Annotated in this window: 18 protein-coding genes; 9 read left to right on the top strand and 9 right to left on the bottom strand. The window is 73.0% G+C overall.

The window, feature by feature from the left end; genetic code table 11:
* Positions 1-86 precede the first annotated feature (86 nt).
* From ETD85_RS05375 to ETD85_RS05365, 3 genes are all read left to right on the top strand, one after another.
* Complete coding sequence (locus ETD85_RS05375) at positions 87-824, top strand: carotenoid biosynthesis protein (RefSeq protein ID WP_240778975.1); 738 nt, start codon at positions 87-89, stop codon at positions 822-824.
* A complete protein-coding gene (locus ETD85_RS05370) occupies positions 812-2,251 on the top strand; it encodes a phytoene desaturase family protein (protein ID WP_240778974.1) in 1,440 nt (479 codons plus the stop codon). Before ETD85_RS05375 ends, ETD85_RS05370 begins: the two co-directional genes overlap by 13 nt.
* An 84-nt stretch (positions 2,252-2,335) precedes the next feature.
* Positions 2,336-3,451, top strand: a complete 1,116-nt coding sequence (locus ETD85_RS05365; RefSeq protein ID WP_138688468.1) for a glycosyltransferase family 2 protein — start codon at positions 2,336-2,338, stop codon at positions 3,449-3,451.
* On the opposite strand, the gene ETD85_RS05360 is transcribed toward ETD85_RS05365, so the two are convergent.
* Positions 3,402-3,998 carry a glycerol-3-phosphate acyltransferase gene (locus ETD85_RS05360; RefSeq protein ID WP_138688467.1) on the bottom strand — a complete coding sequence of 199 codons (597 nt, stop codon included), beginning with the start codon at positions 3,996-3,998 and terminating at the stop codon, positions 3,402-3,404. The genes ETD85_RS05365 and ETD85_RS05360 overlap by 50 nt on opposite strands.
* On the opposite strand from ETD85_RS05360, the gene ETD85_RS05355 reads away from it, so the two are divergent.
* Positions 3,973-4,677, top strand: a complete 705-nt coding sequence (locus ETD85_RS05355; RefSeq protein WP_240778973.1) for a spheroidene monooxygenase — start codon at positions 3,973-3,975, stop codon at positions 4,675-4,677. The genes ETD85_RS05360 and ETD85_RS05355 overlap by 26 nt on opposite strands.
* A gap of 5 nt (positions 4,678-4,682) precedes the next feature.
* Here ETD85_RS05355 and plsX read toward each other — a convergent pair whose 3' ends face one another.
* The 4 genes from plsX to ETD85_RS05335 are packed head-to-tail and all read right to left on the bottom strand — an operon-like array spanning position 4,683 to position 9,155.
* Positions 4,683-5,717, bottom strand: coding sequence for a phosphate acyltransferase PlsX (gene plsX / locus ETD85_RS05350; RefSeq protein WP_240778972.1), 1,035 nt, complete (start codon positions 5,715-5,717; stop codon positions 4,683-4,685).
* On the bottom strand, positions 5,714-6,613 hold the full coding sequence (locus tag ETD85_RS05345) for a phytoene/squalene synthase family protein (RefSeq protein ID WP_138688466.1): 900 nt from the start codon (positions 6,611-6,613) through the stop codon (positions 5,714-5,716). Before ETD85_RS05345 ends, plsX begins: the two co-directional genes overlap by 4 nt.
* Positions 6,610-8,076 carry a phytoene desaturase family protein gene (locus tag ETD85_RS05340; RefSeq protein WP_240778971.1) on the bottom strand — a complete coding sequence of 489 codons (1,467 nt, stop codon included), beginning with the start codon at positions 8,074-8,076 and terminating at the stop codon, positions 6,610-6,612. Before ETD85_RS05340 ends, ETD85_RS05345 begins: the two co-directional genes overlap by 4 nt.
* Positions 8,077-8,108: 32 nt before the next feature.
* Positions 8,109-9,155, bottom strand: a complete 1,047-nt coding sequence (locus ETD85_RS05335; protein WP_170246508.1) for a polyprenyl synthetase family protein — start codon at positions 9,153-9,155, stop codon at positions 8,109-8,111.
* Between the two features lie 187 nt (positions 9,156-9,342).
* Here ETD85_RS05335 and ETD85_RS05330 point away from each other — a divergent pair, with 187 nt between their 5' ends.
* Positions 9,343-10,251, top strand: coding sequence for a MerR family transcriptional regulator (locus ETD85_RS05330; protein WP_138688464.1), 909 nt, complete (start codon positions 9,343-9,345; stop codon positions 10,249-10,251).
* A 75-nt stretch (positions 10,252-10,326) separates the two neighbouring features.
* Entirely contained in the window at positions 10,327-10,833 is a 507-nt protein-coding gene (locus tag ETD85_RS05325) for an RNA polymerase sigma factor (protein ID WP_240778970.1), read from the top strand.
* Between the two features lie 14 nt (positions 10,834-10,847).
* Here ETD85_RS05325 and qcrB read toward each other — a convergent pair whose 3' ends face one another.
* The 3 genes from qcrB to ETD85_RS05310 all read right to left on the bottom strand — a co-directional run bounded on the left by qcrB (position 10,848) and on the right by ETD85_RS05310 (position 13,494).
* A complete protein-coding gene (gene qcrB / locus ETD85_RS05320) occupies positions 10,848-12,476 on the bottom strand; it encodes a cytochrome bc1 complex cytochrome b subunit (RefSeq protein WP_138688463.1) in 1,629 nt (542 codons plus the stop codon).
* The gene (locus tag ETD85_RS05315) at positions 12,473-12,994 is read right to left on the bottom strand and encodes a hypothetical protein (RefSeq protein WP_138688462.1); all 522 of its coding nucleotides are present in this window, start codon (positions 12,992-12,994) and stop codon (positions 12,473-12,475) included. The genes qcrB and ETD85_RS05315 overlap by 4 nt, the downstream gene beginning before the upstream one ends.
* Before the next feature lie 143 nt (positions 12,995-13,137).
* Positions 13,138-13,494: a winged helix-turn-helix transcriptional regulator gene (locus ETD85_RS05310; RefSeq protein ID WP_138688461.1), complete on the bottom strand. Its 357-nt coding sequence runs from the start codon at positions 13,492-13,494 to the stop codon at positions 13,138-13,140.
* Between the two features lie 168 nt (positions 13,495-13,662).
* On the opposite strand from ETD85_RS05310, the gene ETD85_RS05305 reads away from it, so the two are divergent.
* The gene (locus tag ETD85_RS05305; protein ID WP_138688460.1) at positions 13,663-15,069 is read left to right on the top strand and encodes an MFS transporter; all 1,407 of its coding nucleotides are present in this window, start codon (positions 13,663-13,665) and stop codon (positions 15,067-15,069) included.
* Here the strand turns inward: ETD85_RS05305 and ETD85_RS05300 are convergent.
* Positions 15,066-17,111: a SpoIIE family protein phosphatase gene (locus ETD85_RS05300; RefSeq protein ID WP_138688459.1), complete on the bottom strand. Its 2,046-nt coding sequence runs from the start codon at positions 17,109-17,111 to the stop codon at positions 15,066-15,068. The two genes, ETD85_RS05305 and ETD85_RS05300, sit on opposite strands and share 4 nt — an antisense overlap.
* A gap of 136 nt (positions 17,112-17,247) precedes the next feature.
* Here ETD85_RS05300 and ETD85_RS05295 point away from each other — a divergent pair, with 136 nt between their 5' ends.
* Positions 17,248-18,105 (top strand): oxidoreductase, encoded by an 858-nt coding sequence (locus ETD85_RS05295; protein WP_170246507.1) that lies wholly within the window; start codon positions 17,248-17,250, stop codon positions 18,103-18,105.
* Positions 18,106-18,359: 254 nt separating this feature from the next.
* Positions 18,360-20,474, top strand: coding sequence for a SpoIIE family protein phosphatase (locus ETD85_RS05290; protein ID WP_138688458.1), 2,115 nt, complete (start codon positions 18,360-18,362; stop codon positions 20,472-20,474).
* Positions 20,475-20,482 lie beyond the last annotated feature (8 nt).

Raw genomic sequence — 20,482 nt, 5'->3', positions numbered from 1 at the left:
GCGCGCGGCGGGGCAGGTGCATCCGTGTGCACGGCCGCTGCGAAAGACAGGGTGTGGAACAGACGCCAGGCGCACGGGTGAAAGGTGTGGCCCTTGGGCCGGCACGCGCGCTCGGCGTGCTGTCGTTGCTGGCCATGATGGGCGCGCAGGTTGCCTCCGGGCTCGACGATCGGCCCGAGCGGTACACCGGGCCGATCGTCGTGCTGCTGGCCGTCTGCGCCGTCGCCTTCGCCGCGGACGCATGGGGACCGGCCAGGGCGACGACCGCGTTCGGCGCGGCGGTGCTGACCGGCTACGCGGCCGAGCTGGCCGGAGTGCTGACCGGGTTCCCGTTCGGTGAGTACCGCTACACCGGCGTGCTGTGGCCGCAGGTCGCCGGTGTTCCCGTGGTGGTGGCGCTGGCCTGGGGCGGCATGGGTCTGGCCGCGTACGCGGTGGCGGCCGCCGTCGTACCGGCCGGCGGGTGGGCGCGCGTCTGCGCGGGCGCGGGCGCGCTGACGGCGTGGGACCTGTTCCTCGACCCGCAGATGGTCCGGCTGGGTCTGTGGACCTGGGCGGAGGACGGCTTCTACCGCGGCATCCCGCTGACCAACTTCGCCGGATGGCTGCTCGTGTCGGCCCTGGTCATGCTGGTCGTCGGGCGCGTCTGCGGCGCCGCGGGGCCGGGGCGGGGGCTGCTCGCGCTCTACACGGTCATGGCGGCCATGGAGACGCTCGCCTTCGCGGCGGTGTTCGACCCGCCCGATCCGCTGGTGGCGGTGGCGGGCGGGATCACGATGGGCGCGTTCGCCGCGCCGGCCTGGAGGCGATCATGGCAGAGGTGACGGTGATCGGCGGCGGCGTGGGCGGCATGGTGTGCGCACTGCTGCTGGCCAGGCAGGGGAACGAGGTCCGGCTGTACGAGCAGCTGCCCCGGCTGGGCGGCAAGCTGGCCGAGCACCGCCGCGACGGGTTCACCTTCTCCCTGGGGCCCTCGTTGCTCACCATGCCGGAGCTGTTTCGCGAGCTGGGGCTGGAGCGCGAGCTGGTCGAGCCGGAGCTGCTGTGCCGCTACCGGTTCGCCGACGGCACGGTGCTGGACGCCCGGCGCGACCCCGAGCGGATGGCCGCCGCGGTGGAGCGGCTGGCCCCAGGGGAGGGGCGGGCCTGGCGCGCCTTCCACGATTGGGCACAGGGATGCCTGCGGGCGGCGAGCCGGACCGTGTTCGCCGGGCCGCTGGTCCGGCCGCCTGGCGAGGCCCGCCTGTCGGACCTGCTGGCCGTGGCGCCCGCGCGCACGCTGGACGGGCTGGCCCGGCGCTACTTCCGCGACGCCCGGCTGCGGCAGTACACCGGCCGCTACGCCACCTATGCCGGGTCGAGCCCGTATCGCGCGCCCGCCGCGCTGGGCTGCGTGCCGGCGCTGGAGCACGGGCAGGGCGTCTGGTACGCGCCCGGCGGCCTGGCCCGGCTGGCCGACGACCTGGCCCTGCTGCTGAAGGCGGCCGGCGTGCAGGTGTTCCTGTCCGAGCCGGTCTCCGCCGTCGAGGCCGGCGACTCCCGGGTCACGGGGGTGCGGCTGGCGAGCGGCGAACGCGTCCGGGCCGACGTCGTGGTGGCCAACACCGACGCCGCCGCCCTGTACGGCCGCCTGCTGCCGAACCGCCGGCGGCTGCGCCGCATCGCCCGGCTGGGGCCCTCGTCGTCGGCGCTGCTGCTGCTGGCCGGGGTGGAGGGACGCACGCCGGGGCTGCCGCATCATTCGGTGCTGTTCTCGGCCGACTATGAGAAGGAGTTCGCCGACATCTTCGACCGGGGGCGTCCGCCGCTCGACCCGACGATCTACATCGGCTGCTCGTCCGTGGACGACCCCTCCCAGGCCCCGCAGGGCGCGGAGAACTGGAGCATGCTGGTCAACGTGCCCGCCCGCGATCCCGGCCGGTGGCCGATCGGGGTGGAGGCGTACCGCGATCTGGTGCTGGAGCGGCTGGCCGAGCGCGGCCACGACCTGGCGGGGCGGCTGCGCTTCGTCGACGTCTTCACCCCGGCCGATCTGCGGGAGCGCTACGGGGCCTGGGGCGGCGCCATCTACGGCAGCGCCTACCGGGGCAGGCTGGCGTCCTTCCTGCGCCCCGGAAACCGGGGCCCGCGCCGCGGCCTGTACCTGGTGGGCGGCTCGGCGCACCCGGGCGGCGGCCTGCCGATGGTGGCCCTGGGCGCGCGCATCGTGGCCGCCATGGTCGCGCAGGACTTCCAGGCGGGTGCGCGATGAAGCCGCTCACCATGGCGTGGCGGACCGGCGGGGGTTCGAGATGAGGCCGCTCACCACGGCGTGGCGGACCGGCGGGGGTGTGCGATGAGGCTTCTCACTTTGGCGCAGGTGGTCGCGGGCGCGGTCGTCGTCGCGAGGCTCGGGCGGGGCCGGCGGCGGCAGCCGCCGCTGCGGGCCCGCCCGGACGCCGGCCTGACGATCTCCGTGGTGATCCCCGCCCGCGACGAGGTGGCCAGGATCGGGCCCTGCCTGCGCGCCGTGCTCGCGGCCCCTGCCGTCACCGAGGTGATCGTCGTCGACGACGGCTCCAGCGACGGCACGGCCGAGTTGGCCGCGTCGCTGGGAGCCAAGGTCGTCACCGCCGAACCGCTGCCCGCGGGGTGGGTGGGCAAGCAGTGGGCGCTACGCCAGGGGGTGGCCGCCGCCGGCGGCGAGGTCGTGGTGACGCTGGACGCCGACGCCCGGCCCGCCTCCGGTCTGTTCGGCGCGCTGGCCGGCGCCCTGGAGCGCTACAACCTGGTGAGCGCCGGCCCCAGGTTCGTCTGTGACGGCCTGCTGGAGCAGGCCCTGCACGCCTCCATGCTGGCCACGCTGGTCTACCGGTTCGGGCCCATCGGCCCGGCCAGCCCGCCGCCGGCGCATCGCCTCGTCGCCAACGGGCAGTGCATGGCCTTCCGCCGGGATCGGATGACCGAGGCGGACGGCTTCGCGCTCGTGCGGGACCGGATGACCGACGACGTGGCGCTGGCCCGGCGCCTGGCCGCGCAGGGCTGGAAGGTGGGTTTCCTGGATGCGGGCGGCCTGCTGGAGGTCGACATGCACGATTCGGTCCGCGAGCTGTGGCGGGAGTGGGGCCGTTCGCTGCCGCTGCGTGATGTGACCGGGCCCGGCTGGCAGGCGGCCGACCTGGCCGTCATCTGGCTGACCGGGGCGCTGCCCGTGCTCCGGCTGGTCGCCGGCCGCCCGGCCCCGCTGGATGTGGCGCTGCTCGGGCTGCGGCTGCTGCTGGCGGGCGCGTTGCGGGGCAGCTACCGCGAGCCCGGCGCGGGCCTGCTGCTGTCGCCGCTGCTCGATCCGGCGTCGGCGTTCCGGCTGACCCAGGCCACGCGGCGGCCCGTCCGCACGTGGCGGGGCCGTACCTATCCGGGCGTCAGCGGCGGCGGTCGGCCAGCGCGGCCTGGCCGAAGCGCAGCCCGATGAGGCACATCAGCCCGCCGGTGGCCGCCACCAGCTCCGCGGGCGCGAACAGCAGTTGCAGCACCGGCACGCCGAACACCGCCAGGCGCGCCCCCATCGCGAACGAGCGCAGCGCCAGCGCCGTCACCACCAGCGCGGCCACCGCCAGCACGAACGCCGGAGGGCAGATCACCGCGATGCCGCCCGCGAAGGTGAGGATGCAGCGGCCGCCACGGAAGGCGGCGAAGACCGGCCACGCGTGCCCGGCCATGGCCGCCGCCACCGCCAGGTACACCGGCGCCACGCTCTCAGCGGTGACCGCGCCGAGCACGGTGGTGTGGCCGCCGCTGATCAGCAGCCCGCTCAGGGCGGCCAGCGCCCCCTTCAGCGTGTCGCCGGCGAACACCGGCACCGCCGCCCGCCGGCCGAGCTGCTCCTTGACGTTCCAGTACCCCGGGTTGCGGTCGCCGACGTCGCGCGGATCGACACCGTGCACGCGCGCCACCAGGACCGCGACCGGCACCGAGCCGAGCAGGTAGCCGGCGATGACCGCCACGAGCACCTCAACCATCGCCTCGTTCCACCTCATCCGTTATGACAGCGTGGCCGCCATGAAGCACATGGCCTTCGACCGGCCGCTGCTGCGGGGCGCCGGCGGGCTGCTGTTCTGGCGGCTGCTCGGCACCGGTCAGGGCCGTTCCATGTCGCTGGGGGCCGACCTGCGCCGGTGGGCGCTGTTCGCGGTCTGGCGCGGCGAGGACGACCTGGAGGAGTTCCTGCGCGCCTCGCCGATCGCCGCCCGCTGGCGGGCGGAGGCGGCGGAGAGCTGGCAGGTGCGGCTGGCCCCGCTGGCCTCGCGCGGCGCCTGGGCCGGCCGCGACCCGCTCGGCGGCCTGACGCCTCGGCCCGCCGGCGGGGCGGGGCCGGTGGCGGTGCTCACCAGGGCGTCGATCCGGCCCGGCCGCCTGATCGCCTTCTACCGGTCGGTCCCGCCGGTCGACGAGCTGCTGCGGCGGCAGGACGGCTGCCTGGCCTCCATCGGCATGGGGGAGTGGCCGCTGGCCCGGCAGGCCACCTTCTCGCTGTGGCGGGACCGGGAGGCGGTACGCGCCTTCGCCTACCAGGGCGCGGCACACCAGAAGGTCATCCAGCGCGTACGCGCGCACGACTGGTACGCCGAGGAGCTGTTCGCCCGCTTCACCCCGTACGCCGGGGAGGGCACCTGGGACGGCGCGGACCCGCTGCGCTGAGCAGGTCACGTCACCAGCTCCGCCGCGGTGGCGGCGGTGACCGCAGTGGCAGCGGTGGCCGCCATGCCGGTCGCCGGGTGCCCCGCCAGCGCGTACGCCATCTCGCAGGCCCGGGCGATCGTGGCGGCCGGCGAGGAGCCGTGCGCGACGACGACGGTGCCGCGCAGGCCGAGCAGGGCGGCGCCACCATGGGTCTGCGGGTCGTAGCGGCGGGCGACTTCGGCCAGCCGCAGCGGGGAGGCGATGCCGGCCTCGGCGACCATGGCCAGTGCCGTCTGCACGCAGCCCTCGACGTTCTTGAGCACGACGTTGCCGGTGAAGCCGTCGGTGACGATCACGTCCACGGCGCCGGACAGCACGTCGTGGCCCTCGATGTTGCCGTGGAAGCGCAGCGGCAAGGCGGCGAGCAGCTCCTCGGCCTGGCAGGACAGCCGGTTGCCCTTACCCGGCTCGGAGCCGATGGACAGCAGCCCCACGACCGGTTCGGCGCGGCCGAGCACGGCGCGCGCGTACCCCGCGCCCAGCAGGGCGAACTGGGCCATCATGGCCGGGCTCGGGTCGGCTGTCGCGCCCGCGTCCACCAGCACGCTCGCGCCGCCCCGCAACGAGGGCAGCGCAACGGCCAGGGCGGGCCGCAGCACGCCGCCCGATCGGCCGATGGCGCGCACCGCGCACGCGACCACCGCGCCGGTGGATCCGGCCGACACGAACGCGCCGCCCTCCCCGCTGCTGACCAGCCGGCAGCCGATCGCGAGGCTGGAGGTCGCCCGCGTCGCGGCGGCCGCGCCGCGCTCGGCCATCGGGACGGCGTCGTCGGCGTGCACCACCGGAATCTCGGCCGTGGCGCCGTGCCGGCGCAACTCGCCGCTCACCTGTGGCTCGTCGCCGACCAGGATGACGGGGACGTGGTGCGCGCGCAGCGCCGTCACCGCGCCGGCGACCGTCTCGGCCGGCCCGTGGTCGCCGCCCATCGCGTCCAGGACGACGGGCTGCACCGCGGGCTGCACCGCGGGCGGCACCACGGGCTGCACCGCGGTCACGGGAGCTCCACGCGGACGCGGCGCTCGGCCCGGCCCGCCTCGGCGGAGGCCAGCAGGTGGCGGGCGAACACGGCCGCCTTGCGCCGGCCCGGCACCCGTACCCGGCCGGCCAGGACGTCGAAATCGCGGCGCTCGATCTCGTCGAGGATGCCTCCGTACAGGTCGACGGCGGCCCGCACGCACGGCCGCGAGGAGGCGGTGAGCAGGCGGATGCCGCCGGCTGCGGCGCGGTAGTGGATGCGGGCGCGCCCGGCCTCGAAGGCGAGCAGCTCCCGCACGGCCCGTTCGGTACGGTCGGCGCCCAGCGCGCCCGGCTCCACGCCGAACTTGTCCAGGTCCTCCATCGGCAGGTAGACGCGGCCCCTGGCGAAGTCCTCGCCGACGTCGCGCAGGAAGTTGGTGAGCTGGAAGGCCAGGCCGAGCTGGCGGGCGGGCTCGCGGGCCTCCTGCTCGGCGCCGGGCACCGGCTCCAGCACCGGCAGCATCATCGTGCCGATGGCGGCGGCCGATCCCGCCATGTAGCCGAGCAGGTCGTCGTAGGTCGCGTACCGGGTCACCGACAGGTCGGCGCGCATCGAGGTGAGGAAGGCCCCGATGTCGTCGTGGCCGATGCCGAAGGAGTGGACGGTGTGCAGGAACGCCGGCAGTACGGGATCGTCCGTCTTCGCCCCCGAGAGCCCGGCCTCGACCCTGGCGGCCAGGGCGTCGAGCGCGCGGGTCCGGTCGGCGGTCATGGTGAAGGAGTCGACGATCTCGTCGGCGTAACGGGCGAAGCCGTACAGGGCGTGCACGTGCCGCCGCTTCCACTGCGGCAGCAGCCGGGTGGCCAGGTAGTAGGAGCGGCCGTAGCGGGCGTGGAGCCGCCGGCAGCGTTCGTAGCTGGCGGTGAGCGTCAACGGGCCTCCTTGAGTATGCGTTCGGCGGCGAGCCGGCCGGAGATCAGCACCGGGGGCACCCCGACGCCGGGCGCGGTGTACATGCCGGCGAAGTGCAGCCCGGGCACTCGCCGGGCGACGGCCTGGGGTCGCAGCCACGCCGTCTGGGTGAAGCGGTGGTCCAGCGCGAACGGGGTTCCGGCGCTGTGCCCGCGCGCCGCCCAGGCGGGCGGGTCGAGGACCAGCCGGGGCGCGGCCGACAGGTCGCCGTAGCCGAGCTCGGCCAGGCGGCCGACCAGCCGCGACTCCAGCTCGGGGCGCAGCCGGTCCCAGTCGGCGCGCTCCAGGTTGGGCGCCGGTTCGAGGACGCTCAGCGTGGCGTGCCCGTCCGGCGCGGCCTCGCCGTCCGGCTCGGGGTAGGTCACCAGCAGGCTGGGGTCCGGCTGCGGCAGGCCCGCCGCCAGCGCGGTGAACGTCTCCCGCCAGGTCCGGCCGAAGTGCAGGGTGTGGTGCGCCTGATCGGCCAGCGCGCGGTCCAGACCGGCGTGGACCACCAGGCAGGAGGGGGAGTGGCGGGGGGGGCGCAGCCGCCAGTCGTCCGCCGAGGCGGGCAGCAGCCGCCGGGCCGCGAGCCGGTCGCAGGCCACGACCACCTGCCCGGCCGGCAGCCGGTCGCCGTCTTCCAGCAGCACGCCGGTGACGCCGTCGCTGTCGGTCTCGACCGTCCGGGCGCGCACCCCGTAGCGGATGCCCGCGCCCAGCTTCTCCAGCAGGGCCGCCATGGCCGCCGGGATGGCGTGCATGCCGCCGCGTTCGGGGACGTACACGCCGCCGACGGTGTCCATGTGCGCGATCACGGCGTAGATGCCCAGCGCGCGTTGCGGCGACAGCCCCACGTACAGGGACTGGAAGGTGTGCGCCTTGATCAGCCGCGCATCCGTCAGGTGCCGGGCCGCCAGGCGGTCCAGCCGGCGGAAGCCGCCCAGCGCCGCCAGCCGCAGCAGCGCGGCGGGCCGCGCGAGGGCGCGCAGCCGCGTCATGTCCGCGTCGATGAACGCCGGCCACTCCACCCGGAACAGCTCATCGAGCACCCGCCGGTACCGCTCGTAGCGCGCGGCCTCCGCGGGCCCGCACACCGTGCGCACCTGCTCGGCCATCGCCTCGCGCTCCGGCAGCACGTCCAGCCGCGACCCGTCGTCGAAGACCATCCGGTACGACGGGTCCAGCCTGCGCAACGGCAGCCAATGCCGCAGCTCCTGCCCGGCGGCGCCGAAGACCTCGGCGAGCACGCCGGGCATGGTCAGCACGGACGGGCCGGTGTCGAAACGGTAGGCCCCGACCTGGGCGGTGCCGCAGCAGCCTCCTGGACCGTCGAGGGCCTCGACCACGGTGACCTGGCGGCCGGCCGCGGCCAGATGGACGGCCGCCGCCAGGCCGCCCAGGCCCGCTCCGACGACCACGACCGGGCTCATTAGGGGGCTCATCCGGGGGCTCATCCGGGAGCTCATTCGCGGGCTCATTCCGGGGCTCCTTCGGTGGCCTGGGCCGCCAGCTCGGCCAGCGCCTGCCTGGCCTCGGCCGGGATGCCTGGCGGCCAGTCCAGCGCCGCGACCGCCGACTCGACCAGGACGGCGATGCGCTGCTCGGCCGCGTTCAGCGCGCCGCACTCGGCGATCAGCCGCCGCACGGCCGCCACGTCGCGGTGATCGGTGATGTCGTCGAGCAGCGGGCTGCCGGTCCGCCGGCGGGCCTCGACGAGCAGGTAGGTCGCCTTGCCCTGGAGCAGGTCGACCCCGGCGGGCTTGCCGGTACTGGCCGGGTCGCCGAACACGCCGCTGATGTCGTCCCTGAGCTGGAACGCCTCACCCAGCGGCAGCGCGTACGCGCTCAGCAGCCGCCGCGTCCGCGGGCTGCCGCCCGCGACGGCATGACCGAGATGCAGGGGCCGTTCGACCGTGTACTTGCCCGACTTGTAGAGCGAGATGCGTCTGACCTGCTCCTCGCCCGCCCCCGCACCGCCCGTGCGGGCCAGGTCGAGGTACTGCCCGCCGATCGCTTCCACCCTCAGCTGGGTGAGGATGTCGAGCGCGGCTCCCAGGCGCGGCCCCGTCTCCAGCAGCGCCGCATCGGCCCAGCTCAAGGCCAGCAGCGCCAGCAGCGTCACCGCCGACTCGCCGAACCGGCCGGCGTCGCCCCGCCGGCCCGCCCGCCGGTGCAGGCCGGCCAGCGCCACGTGCGCGGCCGGCCGGCCACGCCGCGAGTCCGCCTCGTCCATCACGTCGTCGAGCAGCAGAGCGGCAGCGTGGACGAGCTCTACGGCGCACGCCGCGGGCAGCGCGTCCTGCGGCCGCTCACCGCCGGCCGCCCGGTAACCCCAGTGGACGAACGCGGGCCGCAACCGCTTGCCGCCCTCCAGGACGAACGTCACCAGGAACTCGCGCACCAGCTCGACGTCCGGCTCGTCCAGGAAGGCGAGCCGGACCAGCTGCTCATCGAGCAGCCGGGCCAAGTGGCGGTCGACCAGCTCGCGCACCTGGCTGGTCTGCGAGGTCACCGTGTCCATGCACGCAGCTCCTTCTGTCGCTATAGAAAGCCTTCGCAGGAGGAGCGGGCCCGGTTGCACGCCGGAACGCATCTTCACGGTAACCACTGCACGCCGCTTCCCCGGCGGGACACGCCCGCGCATGCGTCCAAGGTGCTCCGCAACCGCGAAAGGATGGTCGGACACGTCGAGCGGCAGCGGGAACACCATGGGCGAGGACACACCGGTCAGCGAGCAGGACGCGGGCTACGGCATCGGGGCCGTCTCCCGGCGGCTGGGCGTGCCCGCGCCGACGCTGCGCACCTGGAATCTGCGTTACGGCCTGGGCCCCAGCCGCCGCAGCCCCGGCGGCCACCGCCGCTACGACGCGGCCGACCTGCGGCGCCTGGCCGAGATGAAGCGCCTGATCGCGACCGGCCTGGCACCGGCCGAGGCGGCCAGGCTCGTCCTGGCCACACCGGCTCCGGCCCCGGATCCCGCGCCGGAGCTCTCGCCCGCCCGCCAACGGCCCGGGGCGCGCCCGGCCACCGCCGCGCTGGCCCGCGCCGCGTTCATGCTCGACGGCCACGCGGTCTCCGGCCTGGTGGACGAGGCGCTGGCCGCGCAAGGTGTGGTGTGGACGTGGGAGCGGCTCGTGCTGCCCGTCTTCGACGCCGTCTGCCGCCGCCAGGACGGCACCGGGGCGGGCATCGACATCGAGCACCTGCTGTCCGACCGGGTCCAGGCGGCGCTGCAGCGCGTCGCTCGCGACGCCGCGCCGAGCGCGGACCGGCCCGTGCTGCTGGCCTGCGCCGAGGACGAGCAGCACAGCCTGCCGGTGCACGCACTGGCCGCCGCGCTCGCCGAACGGGACGTGCAGACCCGCGTCCTCGGCGCCCGCACCCCCTACACCGCACTGGGTCAGGCGATGCGCCGGCTCGGCCCGGCGGTCGTGTTCGTGTGGTCGCAGCAGGAGATCACCGGCGACGTCGCCCCGCTCGCCGCCCTGCCCGGGCTTCGCCCTGCCTGCCAGATCGTCATCGGCGGGCTCGGCTGGCGAGCGGAGCCGCCACCCGGGGTCATCCGGGTGTCGAGCCTGCCCGACGCCGTCGCGTGCGTCACCTCCGCCCTCGGTTGACCTGACCTTTCCCCCGATGAGCTTGCGCCGGCGCCCCACGCCTCGCTATGAATAAGTTTTGAGTAGATTTTTTGGGTGAGGGGCAGGCGCATGGACGGCGACGACGAAGAGCTCAGCGCGTGCTACCGCGCGCATGCCCCCGCCGTGCGCTCCTACCTGCGCCGGTTCGTGCCCGCCCAGGACGTCGAGGACATGCTGCAGATCGTCTTCGCCGACGTCTGGCGCTCACGCGAGCGCTACGATCCGGCCCGGAGCCAGGCCGCCTGGGTCTTCGCCATCGCCCACCGCCGCGCCGTCGACCACCTGCGCGCCCGCAGGCCGCCCACCGTGCCGTTGGAGGAGGCGGGCGACCTGGCGAGACGAGGACGGTCCGTACCCGACGAGCTCGGTGACCGCGACCAGATCGACAGGGCACTCGCCGAGCTGCCGGACGCCCAGCGGGAGGCGATCGAACTGGCCTACTTCGCCGACCTGACCCAACGGGAGATCGCCCACCGCCTGCGCGTGCCCATCGGCACCGTCAAGGCCCGCATCTCACGCGGGCTGCACAGGCTCTCGGCCCTGCTGAGCGGGACGGCGTGAGCCGGCTCGACGGGTCATCGGCGATCCTTCGCCTCCGGAGTCTCGATGGCGGCGCGGTCGTGACCGTCGCCGTCGAGAGGCACCTTCTCCCCGCCGTAGGCACTGGACATGCGGCGGCGTAGCCGGCCGAGCGGGCCGCGCAGGCGGGCGGGCCGGACGCCCTCCTTCGGGCCGCCGTCGGCGAAGCGGGCCGGCACGGGAACCTTGCTGTGCAGCACCGCGACCCTGTCGGCACCCGGCGGCGTGTGGACCTCGATGAACTCGCCGTGCGGCAGGCGCTTGATCACACCGGTCTCCACGCCGTGCGCGATCTGCGCCGCGTCGGAGCGCTGCAGGCCCAGGCACATACGGTAGGTGATCACGTAAGCCAGGACCGGCGCGACGAAGATCAGCACCCGCCCGATGTAGGTCGTCCAGTTGAGGCTGATGTGAAAATTGGCCGCGATCTCGTCGTTGGCGCCCATGATCCACAGGACGCCGTAGAAGGTCACGGCGGACATGCCGATCGCGGTGCGGTGCGGATTGTTCCTCGGCCGTTCGGCGATGTGGTGCTCGCTGTTGTCGCCGGTCACCCAGCGTTCGAGGAAGGGGTAGAGCGCCAGGCCCGTCATGATGAGGCCCAGCGGTACGAGCGCCGGGATGATCACGTTCAGCGGGAGAGTGCCGGCGTGGGCGGTGCCGAAGAGATTGATCTCCCACGGCAGCATGAGCCGGAGGGAGCCTTCGAGGAAGCCCATGTAGAAGTCAGGCTGCGACCCGGCCGAGATGCTCGCCGGCGTGTAGGGGCCGAAAAGCCAGATCGGGTTGATCTGAGCGAATGTCGCCAGCCCCGAAACGGTCGCCAGGGTGAACAGGAGATAAGCTCCCGCCTTGGCCATGAACGCCGGGAAGAACGGTCCGCCCACCACGTTCGCGTTCGTCCGGCCTCTGCCCGGCATCTGCGTGTGTTTCTGCACCCACATGAGAACGAGATGGGCCGAGATCAGCGCCAGAAGAATGCCGGGAATGAGCAGGATATGCAGGGTGAAGAACCGGGGGATGATGTCCTCTCCGGGAAACTCGCCACCGAACAGGAAGAACGCGAGGTAGGTGCCGACCAGCGGCAGCGAGATGATGACGCCATGGGTGATCCGCAGCCCGGCGCCGGACAGGAGGTCGTCGGGGAGCGAATAGCCGGTCAGTCCCTCGGCGAGGGCCAGCGTCAGCAGCAGCACGCCGATCAGCCAGTTGAGCTCGCGAGGCTTGCGGTACGCGCCGGTGAAGAACACCCGCAGCATATGGATCATCATGCCGCCCACGAACAGCAGAGCGGCCCAGTGATGAATCTGACGGATGAGCAGCCCGCCGCGCACGTCGAAACTGATCGCCAGGGTCGAGGCGTACGCCTCGGACATGGTCACGCCCTTGAGCGGTGCGTAGCCGCCGTCGTAGACGGTCTCCAGCATGCTCGGCTTGAACCAGAAGGTCAGGAACGTGCCCGTCAACAGCAGAATGATGAACGAGTAGAGGGCGATTTCGCCCAGCAGGAAAGACCAGTGATCCGGGAAGATCTTCCGGAGGTTGCGCTTGAGGAAACCCGCCCCGCCCAGACGGTCGTCCAGAAATGCCGCGGGCTTGGCTACGGCGTTCGGAACACTTTTCATCGGCGGCCTCCTCGACAGCGGCTTCTGACGCCCATCAGCCGGCGGAATGTCCATCCGCCCGCTATCAGGCCCGCCCCGATGGCCAGGGCGGAGATGACGATCCGGACGGTGTCGCGCGCCGTGCTGTAACCGGCCGCGGGGACGGCCACGGCCAGCAGGGCGCCTATGACGACGGTGGCCGTCACCACGACCATGGCCGCGGCCGCGAGCCTGCCGAGAATCGCGAATATCGGTGAACGGGAGCGCCGGGAGGCCGCCGGTTGGCGTAGACGCTCGACTATTGATTGCGGCGACTCGGAGACGTCCCCGAGGGCGCTCAGCCGGGCGACGCCCGAATGGTCCCAGCTCAGGCAGAACCACGTGGTCTCCTGGACGAAGACAATCATGTGGCATCCGGCGACCGTCAGGCGCAGATATGGTTCGCCTTCGGGGAATCGCCGGATTCTGTACCGAATCCACGGTCGGCTGGCATCCAGCGCGTCAATAACCGCATCGAGAAGCACGTCCTGCTGCATCATGGCTCAACCGGCTCTCCTGTTCGCCTTCAAGAGTCCCTGTCCGTGACGCCTTAATCGGGAACGCGCGTTCACTCAGATCTTTCTTTGCAGAACGTCGCGAGAGGTGGCGGGCCGGGCCCCGTCCGGGCGGCGAGTGCCGTCGGTTAGCTGCGCGGGGCGGAGTCGTCGTCGGCGGCGAGGGCGGACGCCCATTCGCCGGACCAGCGCACGAGCGGGCGGAGTGCCCGGTAGGCGCCGAGGCCCAGCTCGGTGAGGCGATAGGTGCTGTCGGGCTGCTGCTCGACGATCCGGGTGTCGAGCAGCTCGGTGAGCCGCTGTCGCAGGACACTGGACGACATGTTGTCGCAGCGCTGCTGAAGTGCCCGGAAGCCGAGCGCGCCGCGTCGCAGCTCCCAGACGATGCGCAGGTTCCATCGGCGTCCGAACAGGTCGAGCGCGGCCATCAGGGGACGGCCCGTGCTTGATCCGCGTACCGGCTCTCCTGGGATCGGAGCTGCCATGCTGTCGCCTCCCGACCCATGTCCGCGCTTCGTTTTCCGATACAGTACCGTGCTTCCGGTGATTCTGTTTCCGAAGCACATGAGGGCAGGGGAGTCGAAGATGACGGTGCTGCGCACGCCGTTGTGCGAGCGGCTGGGAGCCGACCTGCCGCCGCGTCAGGCGAGCCGATGACCGGCACCGCGAACGAGTCCCGGCACGGGGCCGCGGGCCGGTTGCTGGTGCCCGCCCTGATGTTCATCGCCCTGGTCGTCGCGGTGGTGGGCAGCCTCGGGGCGCCGCTGATCACCGCGGTGGCGGGTGAGTTCGAGGTCTCGCTGGCCGCCGCGCAGTGGACGCTCACCGCCCCGCTGCTGGTGGGCGCGATCGCCACCCCCGTACTCGGGCGTCTTGGCGCCGGGCCGCGCAGGCGTCAGGTCATCCTCGCCATCCTGGCCGTGGTGGTGGCCGGCAGCCTGCTGACCGTGGTGGCGCCGTCTTTCGGCTGGCTGCTGGCCGGGCGAGTCGCGCAGGGCGCCGGCCTGGGGCTGGCCGCGCTGATGATGGGCGTCGCCCGCGACCACCTGCCGCAGCAGCGCGCCGGTGCGGCGATCGCGCTGCTGTCGGTGGCCTCCACCGTCGGCATCGGCATCGGCTACCCGCTGGCCGGGCTCCTCACGAACGTCTCCGGGCTACGGGCGGCGTACGGGCTCGGCCTGCTGATCACCGCTGGCGCGCTGGCCGCGGCCTGGCGGGCGGTGCCGCAGCCGCCACCGGGCCGGTCGGCGGTGGTCGACGTGCCCGGGGCCGCGCTGCTCGGCGCCGGTCTCATCGCGCTGTCACTGGCGATCAGCCAGACCGCCCTGTGGACCGAGCACCCGGCGCTCGCCGCCGCCCTGCCGGTCGCCGCGGCCGTGCTGCTCGCCGCCTGGGTGCGCCGCGAACGCCGGTCCGCCGTCCCGCTGGTGGACTTCACTCTCCTGCGGCATCCCGCGGTGGCCGGCGCCAACGTGACCATGTTTCTGGGCGGCATCGGCATGTACCTGTTGCTGACCCTGGTCACCCGGTACGTGCAGACGCCCGCGTCGGCCGGGTACGGCTTCGGCGTGGACGTCTTCACGGCCGGCCTGGTGCTCGTGCCGTTCTCGGTGCTGGGCTTCGCGGGCGGCAAACTGGCGCCCCGGCTGCGCGAGCGGCTCCAGGCGGCGACGGTCCTGGCCGCCGGAGGTGGCGCGGTCCTGGCGGCGCTGGTGGTGTTCGCGCTGGCCCGCGGCCAGCTGTGGCTGGCGTTCGCCGTGATGGGCCTGCTCGGGCTGGGCGTCGGCGCCTTCTCCGCCGCGATGCCCGCCGCGATCCTGGCCGCCACCCCGCCGGAAGAGACCTCCAGCGCGATGAGTTTCAACCAGGTGGTGCGCAGCGTCGGCTTCTCCATCGGCAGCGCGCTCGGCGGCCTGGTGCTCGCCGCCCACACCGGCACCGGCGCCACCTTCCCGGCCGAGGCCGGCTACACCACCGCCGCCTGGGCGGGGGCGGTCGCGATGGCGGTGACGATCCTGATCAGCCTGGTGCTCCGGCGCGCCGCCGGACGTACCGCCTAGTCGGCCGTGGGCAGGCGGAGCGCTATCACCGCTATGTCGTCCAGCCCGCTCGTGGGGAGCCCGCTGAGCATCGTGTCGCAGAACCTGTCCACCGGGTCGTTGGCGACGGTCTCCGCCAGGCAGCGCAGCCGTTCCAAGCCGCGGTCGAGGTGCTCGCCCGGCCGCTCGACGAGGCCGTCGGTGTACAGCAGGAGCGTGCTGCCCGGTGGCAGCGGTTCCATCTGCGAGACGCGCTTTCCGGCATCGGGGAAGCCGAGCAGCGGGCTGAGGGCCCCCTCGAGGAAACGGCCCCGGCCCTCGCGCGTGACCAGCAGCGGCGGCGGATGGCCGGCCGTCGCGTACTGCAGCCGGTAACCGTCATCGAGTGCTTCCACTCGCGCGTACACGCAGGTGGCGGTGACGTCGTTGGAGAGCGACTCCACCGCCCTGTTGAGCCGGGTGAGGATCTCTCCCGGCGGTTCGCATCGGTCCATCGCCAGCGCGCGCAGCATGTTCCGCAGCTGGCTCATCGCGACGGCGGCGCTCAGATCGTGGCCGGCCACGTCGCCGATCACCAGCACCGGGACACCGTCGGGCAGGATGAAGGAGTCGTACCAGTCCCCGCCCACCTCCGCCGCGGCCGGGCTGGCCCGATAGCGGGCCACGATCTGCAGGCCGGGCAGGCGCGGCGGCTCGGCGAGCAGGCTGTACTGCAGGGCGAGTGCGATCTGCTGGGTGCGCTGGAAGCGGATGGCCCTGCTCAAGGCGTCATGGGCGTGATCGAACATGCGGTTCAGCAGGGAGATGTCCTCCCGGTTGATCGGCGGGCGGTCCCCGCACATCACCGCGCAGACCACGGCGGGAACCGTCCCGTCCACCACGACCGGCAGGACCAGCATGCTGTTGGCGTCGTTCGCCGTCAGCCACGGCAGCGTGCCCGCGGGAACGGCGTCAGGCGGCGGCGAGCCGGGGGGAAACGTCTTCAGCAAAGGCCGGCGACGCCGGACGGCCTTGACGAAGGCGTTGTCGGCGGAAAGCGGCTCCTCGCTGTAGGGCGGCAGCCGCTTCAGGCCGGGACGCGCGGCGGTGGCCAGCCGTTCGATGATGAACGGGGCGCCGCCATGCCGCGCGTCGGTGAGGTCGGTGACGAGGTAGACGCCGCAGCCGTCGGCCAACTCCGGGACGATGACGTCGGCCAGCGCGCTGAGCATCTCCTCCAGGCTCCGCAGCTGCGCCGTGGCGGCCCCGGCGAGGTTGAGCAGGCGCTGGCGCCGCTGCTTCTGCCACTCCTGCTCGATGTCGGTGCACGTGCCCACCCATTCCACGACCTCGCCGTTCTCGGAGATCGGCACCGCGCGGAGCTGGAAGTGCCGGTAGCCGCCGTCGCGCATGCGCAGCCGGTATACGTGCTCCCATATCTCGGTGACCTTGCCGACCGCCTGGGCCCAGGACATCACGGTGGCCGGGCGGTCTTCGGGGTGGACCATCCGCAGCCAGCCCTGCCCGCGGTGCCCCTCCCACGGCTGCCCGGTCACCCGCTCCCAGCTGGGGCTCGGCTCGGACACGTACCCGTCCCTGTCGGTCACCCAGAAGATGTCGGCGCTGACGCGCATAAGGCTCTGGTAGCGCCGCAGGATGCGGCGGCGCTGCTCGGCGATGGCCGTCAGCCGGCGGGCGGCGGTGGTCTGCTCGCTCACGTCCAGCACCACCACGAGGACGCCGTGGTCGCCGAGGCCGAACACGGCCCGCGACAGGCTGAAGGTGAAGAACCGCTCCGCCGCCGCATCGTCACCGGGTATCGACACCGCCGGCTCCGCGGTGCTGATGACCGGCTCGCCCGTGGCGTACACCCGGTCGAAGCGCGGGCGGTAGTGCGGCAGCACGAATCGGGCGAACGCCTCCTCGACCGGTATTCCACCGCGAGGATCGCTGACCTGCTTCCGGTACACGGCGTTGCTGTAGATCAGCCGGTGATCCGGACCCCGCGTCACCGCGACCCCCACCGGCGCAGGGTCCAGCATGTCGAACGAAAGCCCGCTGCTTCCGCGATCTGCGACATCCATCGTGACCTCCCCCGACGGTCACAAGCTCTCTCAGCCCTACCCATGGATGGCGAAGCACGAACTCGGCGATGCCGGCAGCACGGGCGCGGCCTACGAGATGCAGCCCCAGCTACGGCTGCCCTTAAGGTGTGTGATCGTGACGACTGAACGATGGGCACTGAACGGCGATCTCAACGTCGCGCGGATCGGCTACGGCGCGATGAAGCTGACCGGCTGGCCGAAGGGCGAGCGGCCCGGGCGGGAGACGGCGCTGGCCGTCCTGCGCCGGGCCGTGGAGCTCGGGGTGAATCACATCGACACCTCCCACTACTACTCCCGCGACGGTGTGGCGGCCAACGAGCTGATCCGCGAGGCGCTGTCCCCGTACCCGGACGATCTGGTGATCGTGACCAAGGTGGGGGCGCTGGTCGAGGGCTCCGACCTGGCCCTGCCCGCACACGAGATGACCGGCCTGACCCCCGACGGCCTGCGCCGCGGCGTCGAGGCGAACCTGCGCTCGCTCGGCGTGGACCGCCTCGATGTGGTGAACCTGCGGATGGGTGACCTCGACCGGAGCCAGACCGGGCTGGCCGGGCCTCTGGAGACGCTGCTCGCGCTGCGTGAGGAGGGCCTGATCCGCCACCTGGGCGTCTCCAACGTCACGGCTGCCGAGGTTGAGCAGGCACGGACGATCGCGCCGATCGCCTGCGTGCAAAACCTCTACAACCTGGCCCGGCGCGACGACGATCCGCTGGTCGACTCCTGCGCGCGAGCCGGCATCGCCTACGTCCCCTTCTTCCCGGTCGGCGGGTTCCAGCCGCTCACCACCGCGCGGCTGGACGCCGTCGCCGCCCGCCACGGCGCGACCGTGCCGCAGGTGGCGCTGGCGTGGCTGCTGGCCCGTTCACCGAACATCCTGCTCATCCCCGGCACCGGCTCGCCGGCCCACCTGGAGGAGAACGTCGCCGCGGGCACGCTGAAGCTGACCGCGGAGGACCTCGCCGACCTGGGGTGAGGGCCGCGTGCCCGCTTCTCCCGCCCGCCAGTGAGTTCCTGGTCAAAAGGACTTTGCCTTACGTCGTGCCACATTGCCCTCAAAGCACGCCGTGCCGTCACGTGGCGCGCAGCGCCGGCCGGGCGTCCGGCTGATACTCGGGCTCTGTGGCTTCCAGCCGAATCCCGAGCGGTCGGCGCCACTCCGGTGTGTATTCTGCCCGTATGGGGGGTTTTGTGTAGTGATCGGGCTCGTAGTGGGCAAGGCGTGCCGCGGTGGCGCGGCTGCGTGACGCCGTCGTCCCCGACGTGGCGAAAGACTCGTCTCGTCTGGATGAGCTGCTGGTCCAGGCCGTCTTCGACGCAGAGGCGCACATCGGCGTGGTGTACACCATCGCCGGCAACGGCCACGTACTGACGATGCAGACGGCGATAGGCCTTCCCGCCATGATCGCCAAGGCGTGGGCCCGGGTCCGGAGAAACGATCAGGTGCCGGTGTCGGTGGCGGTGCGGGAACGGCGGCTGATCTGGCTCAGCGGCCGGGAAGCCCTGGCCCGCGGGTTCCCCGCCGCAGCGCTCGCCCTGCCGTACCACTTCGCCTTGGCCGCCGCCCCCATCTGCTCCGACGCTACTGTGCAGGGAGGGATCCTCCTGGCGTGGCCCACCGGACGCGCCGGCGGGCTCACCCCGCGCCAGCTCCACGTCATCGACAGCGCCTGCGCTCGCATGGGTGAGCTGCTCCGGCAGGCCGACGAGCGAGGCCGGCCGGTCACCGCGGGACCGCAGCCGCGGGTGCTGGACCCGCACCCCGCACGCGGGACGCATCTCCCTGCCGACTCCATCGCGGTGGAGTGCCTCAACCGGCTGCCCGAGGGCTTCTGCTTCCTCGACGCGCACGGCCGGGTGAGCCTCGTCACCACGCCCGCCACGGCGTTGCTCGCGACCGAACCGACGGAGATGATCGGGCGGCGCCTGTGCAAAGCGCTGCCGTGGGTGGACGATCCGGCCTGCGAAGACCAGTATCGGGCCGCGATCGTCAGCCATCAGACCACCCACTTCACCGCCCGCAACCCCGAAGGACGGCAGCTGCTGTTCCAGTGCTATCCGGGTCTGCCGGGCGTCACCCTCCGCATCACCCCGAACACCGCAGAACCGGACCCGGCCAGCCGCACCCGGCGTCCTCGGGTGTTCGGCCTGCACGAGACGCTGCACCTGGCCACCGCCCTGGCGCGGGCGATCACCGTGCACGACGTCATCGACCTCGCCGCCGACCACGTCCTGCCCCTCCACAACGCCCAGGCCATGGCCATCCTCACCTGGCGCAGCGGCCGCATCCGCGTCGTCGCCTCGCACGGCTACAGCCGGCAGGCCATCGAGAAGTTCAACGGCCGTCCGGTGATCAACCAGGCTTCAGCGGCGCGCGACCACGAACGCGGCCAGCCGGTGTTCTGCTCCACCTGGCACGAGCTTCGCCACGGCTACCTGGGCGCCATCCGCGCCGACGGCATGTCCGCCTGGGCGTTCCTGCCGCTCGTCACCTCAGGCCGGCCGATCGGCACCTGCGTACTGGCCTATGACCGGCCGCACCTGTTCACCACCGACGAGCGCGCCGCGCTCACCGCGCTCTCCGGCCTCATCGCCCAGGCGTTCGAGCGCGCCCAGCTCTATGACAGCACGAACCAGATCGCCCAATGCCTGCAGTCGAACCTGCTGCCACGCGACCTGCCCCACCTCCCCGGCCTCGAGCTGGCGGCCCGCTACGTGCCCGCCACCCCCGGGATGGACATCGGCGGCGACTTCTACGACCTCATCCAGCTCAGCGACACCCGGAGCGCGGCCGTCATCGCCGACGTCCAGGGCCACGACGTGACCGCCGCCGCCCTCATGGGCCAGGTACGCACCGCCATCCACGCCCACGCCACCGCCGGAGTCCCTCCGGGCGACGTACTCGCGCACACCAACCGCCTGATGAACCGGCTGGCCCCCGACCGCTTCACCAGCTGTATCTACCTCACCATCGACCTCGAACGGCACACCGCCTGCCTGGCCAACGCCGGGCACCTGCCGCCCCTGCTCAGCCGCCCCGGCCGGCCCGCACACATCATCGACACCCCACCCGGGCTGCTGCTCGGCATCGACCCCGACGCCGCCTACACCAGCGAGGTGGCCCTGCCGCCCGGCTCGGTCCTGGCCCTCTACACCGACGGCCTCATCGAACAACCCGGTCTCGACCTGGGCGAGGCCATCAGCGGCCTGGCGCATCGCTTCACCCCCGCCCCCGGCCTGCCGTTGCGCCAGCTCGCACAGTCGCTCATCGACGACTCGCCCGCCCGTCACCGCATGGACGACATCGCCCTGCTCCTCCTGCGGCCCACCGCGACATCTTCGTGAGCGCGGGG

This window comes from Nonomuraea zeae (genome assembly GCF_005889725.1).
Lineage (GTDB): Bacteria > Actinomycetota > Actinomycetes > Streptosporangiales > Streptosporangiaceae > Nonomuraea > Nonomuraea zeae.
The sequence above is the reverse complement of the archived record's forward strand: the minus strand, read 5'-3'. Positions and strand labels throughout refer to the sequence as shown.

Excerpts from the sequence above, each read along its gene's own strand:
- ETD85_RS05370 (WP_240778974.1), top strand. The coding sequence starts at position 812 with ATGGCAGAGGTGACGGTGATCGGCGGCGGCGTGGGCGGCATGGTGTGC.
- ETD85_RS05365 (WP_138688468.1), top strand. The coding sequence starts at position 2,336 with ATGAGGCTTCTCACTTTGGCGCAGGTGGTCGCGGGCGCGGTCGTCGTC.
- ETD85_RS05355 (WP_240778973.1), top strand. The coding sequence starts at position 3,973 with ATGACCGCCACGAGCACCTCAACCATCGCCTCGTTCCACCTCATCCGT.
- ETD85_RS05360 (WP_138688467.1), bottom strand. The coding sequence starts at position 3,998 with ATGGTTGAGGTGCTCGTGGCGGTCATCGCCGGCTACCTGCTCGGCTCG.
- ETD85_RS05340 (WP_240778971.1), bottom strand. The coding sequence starts at position 8,076 with ATGAGCCCCCTAATGAGCCCGGTCGTGGTCGTCGGAGCGGGCCTGGGC.
- ETD85_RS05335 (WP_170246508.1), bottom strand. The coding sequence starts at position 9,155 with ATGGACACGGTGACCTCGCAGACCAGCCAGGTGCGCGAGCTGGTCGAC.
- ETD85_RS05330 (WP_138688464.1), top strand. The coding sequence starts at position 9,343 with ATGGGCGAGGACACACCGGTCAGCGAGCAGGACGCGGGCTACGGCATC.
- qcrB (WP_138688463.1), bottom strand. The coding sequence starts at position 12,476 with ATGAAAAGTGTTCCGAACGCCGTAGCCAAGCCCGCGGCATTTCTGGAC.
- ETD85_RS05315 (WP_138688462.1), bottom strand. The coding sequence starts at position 12,994 with ATGATGCAGCAGGACGTGCTTCTCGATGCGGTTATTGACGCGCTGGAT.
- ETD85_RS05310 (WP_138688461.1), bottom strand. The coding sequence starts at position 13,494 with ATGGCAGCTCCGATCCCAGGAGAGCCGGTACGCGGATCAAGCACGGGC.
- ETD85_RS05305 (WP_138688460.1), top strand. The coding sequence starts at position 13,663 with ATGACCGGCACCGCGAACGAGTCCCGGCACGGGGCCGCGGGCCGGTTG.
- ETD85_RS05300 (WP_138688459.1), bottom strand. The coding sequence starts at position 17,111 with ATGGATGTCGCAGATCGCGGAAGCAGCGGGCTTTCGTTCGACATGCTG.